At 40.3% G+C, this 2,389-nt stretch carries 4 protein-coding genes; all 4 read right to left on the bottom strand.

Annotated elements, in window-relative coordinates; translation table 11 throughout:
• The coding region (locus FLS37_RS16665; RefSeq protein ID WP_157315105.1) for a hypothetical protein at nt 1-181 on the bottom strand (181 nt) is incomplete at its 3' end.
• 294 nt (nt 182-475) lie between these two features.
• A complete protein-coding gene (locus tag FLS37_RS16660; RefSeq protein WP_157671081.1) occupies nt 476-940 on the bottom strand; it encodes a hypothetical protein in 465 nt (154 codons plus the stop codon).
• An 84-nt stretch (nt 941-1,024) separates the two neighbouring features.
• Nucleotides 1,025-1,501, bottom strand: coding sequence for a hypothetical protein (locus FLS37_RS16655; protein ID WP_157671080.1), 477 nt, complete (start codon nt 1,499-1,501; stop codon nt 1,025-1,027).
• 2 nt (nt 1,502-1,503) lie between these two features.
• Nucleotides 1,504-2,389, bottom strand: an 886-nt coding sequence (locus FLS37_RS16650; RefSeq protein WP_232522656.1) for a hypothetical protein, incomplete at its 5' end; no start/stop codon positions are given.

Here is a 2,389-nt window from a genome sequence, read left to right as displayed (position 1 = left end):
AAACCATTTGTTCGCTCATGCGTAATATTTTGCTCACGGTCTTGGGCGACTCTCCTTCGTGCAAAGCCAATAAACCCAAGGCGCGTGGGCGAAAATTGGCGTGATGATGCTGTTGCGCCATGCTCTCTAACATGACGATTTCATCGGGCGTGAGTGGTTGACCTAAAAGATTACGTTTCAAGCTTGGCTCCTATGAAGAGCCTATTTTGAAGCAAAATTCATTCCAATTAGTTGCAAGGAACTACTTAACTCAATGCCTTTTCTGCGAACTAAAACCTAATCGTGATAAACGTATTCTTCATCCTCAGGTAATTGGGGACGACGATATGTCGCCAGCTCTTTGAAAAGATGCGCTACAGGCTCAGATGAAGCGGAACAATTAAAATTTTTTATTACTTCAGAAGCATTCATATTGGAACCATTTACATAAGGCGTACGCGATTAATTGCTTGCTTGCTTGCTTGCTTGGTTTGTTTTATTTTATTGGCAATTGGATGCAGACTTTATATGGCTGACACTCTGCATTAAAATAACACCCCAAGCAATAGCCTTCAAAATCCCATCTAAACTTAGTTTTTGCCGAGTTGATCCATACTGGGGTCGTTAGTTTATTAAGTGAATCAGCTTTATCTTCACCAAATATCAGATTCATCGGTAGCTGCCCCTCAAATTGATTGAATTCATTTACCTCCGAACCATAGAACCTGATATTTGATAAAACTAGTACTCCCTCTGGATATTGCCGCAGAGTCTTTATGTCAAGACCATTCTCATCTGTAGATGTCAGCTCAATACCCTTGCTGTGATTTTGCAGATATGCATCGATATTGCCTCTAGGTATTTTTGGAGCCTCTGTCATTTCTAGTTGGTCAATTAGTAAACCAAGTTCAGGTTCACCAAAATACTTACCAATAAATTCTATGTAATTAGTATCAGGCATTTTTATTATCACGAAGAGTAAAAAGTGTTTCTCCTAACCACTTAAACAAATAAATTATACTAAAATCAGAAGGGAAATAACATTCTAAATTTTCGATAATACTATACCATATTGAATTAAAACTATAGAATTTCTATCATCAGAGTAATCAATAAACAGTCTAACATTATTAGGAAGACTCCAAGATTCTGAATTGTACTCTTCATCAAACTCGTCAGAGTTACCCATTTTCTCTCGTGCCATTTTTTGCCCATCTGAGAAATTTAAATCATTTGGCAAGACGCCCGAATATTGAGAGAATTCATCGTTTCCACCGCCGTAAAGAAATATGGCAGTAAGTATCGGCGCATCACTAGGGAGATCAAGCCCGTACTTACCTTGAATATATTCTTCTGACTTAAAGACAATAGATATTCCATTTTCATAGTTGTTCAGGTAAGCATCAGACTCACCACTCTTGATTTTTACTTGATCGTCAAAGCCAAGTGTTTTTAAAATTTCCAAGACAATTGGAGTGTCTGCTTGCTTGCCAAGTGGCGCTAACAATAAATCAGTTTTCATGCTTATTTCACCTTTTTAAGTATATCTTTAAGAGCCTTATCGAAGTCTTCATTAGAATGGCGCAATACACGTTTAGATGCCTTTTGATATGCTTTTTTGCATCCACCATCTGCATCATATGCATCAATATTTTTAAGCATTGCTTCAACATCCCGACGCGCAGCGCCTGCTAAATTTTTTAAGTCTTTTATTGCTTCGGCGGTAGTTTGCCCATAAGTAGGACTGATATCTATATGAGCTTGCTTTGGGATGGCAATTGAATCTCCCCATTTTTCTATCGCTTTTTTTTGTGCACTACTCAACTCGCGCCCCTCTTTTAAAAGAGACTGAGCCCGTTCTTTTAATGCGGCCTTAGATGGAATATGATCACGATCAAACTTATTATCGCCTGTTTTCTTCTGCAGTTCGCCATACTTACCATACTCGCCACACTTCATCTTCTTTTTTGGCTTTGTTTGCCCCCCTTTCTTGCCTTTTTTCTCTGCGGCTTCTTTTCGTGCTTGCTTGGTAGCAGCGGCCGCTTCATCGCTTTTTTTACCCATCCCAATGGCATTAGCACCTTTATTCAGGATTTTACCGGCTTTCCCCACCGGTACAATTTCCCACCAAGCCGTCGGCATAAAGACTTCATTCAGTGCTTTGCCGAGCGCGCCTGCACCCATGGCCAGTGGGCTGTAGCCTTGCTGCTCAACCCACTGATCCAGGTTGTTATCAATCTTGTCTTTTGTTTTCTCTAAAATATTTTTTTCTTTTGGCGTTTCTTTTTTAGCATTGGGGTTGGCTTTATTGGCCGGCACTGGTGCCGCAGGGGGTTGACCATTGACCTTGCCATCGGCATTGGTATTGCGAACTTTTTTGGCGCTCATTTGCCGTTCATCCCCCACTTGT

Source organism: Chitinibacter sp. GC72, assembly GCF_009760905.1.
In the GTDB taxonomy this organism is placed as follows: domain Bacteria; phylum Pseudomonadota; class Gammaproteobacteria; order Burkholderiales; family Chitinibacteraceae; genus Chitinibacter.
The sequence above is the reverse complement of the archived record's forward strand: the minus strand, read 5'-3'. Positions and strand labels throughout refer to the sequence as shown.

Bases quoted from the DNA above. Each gene is read 5' to 3' on its own strand.
- FLS37_RS16655 (WP_157671080.1), bottom strand. From the start codon at position 1,501: ATGAAAACTGATTTATTGTTAGCGCCACTTGGCAAGCAAGCAGACACT.
- FLS37_RS16660 (WP_157671081.1), bottom strand. From the start codon at position 940: ATGCCTGATACTAATTACATAGAATTTATTGGTAAGTATTTTGGTGAA.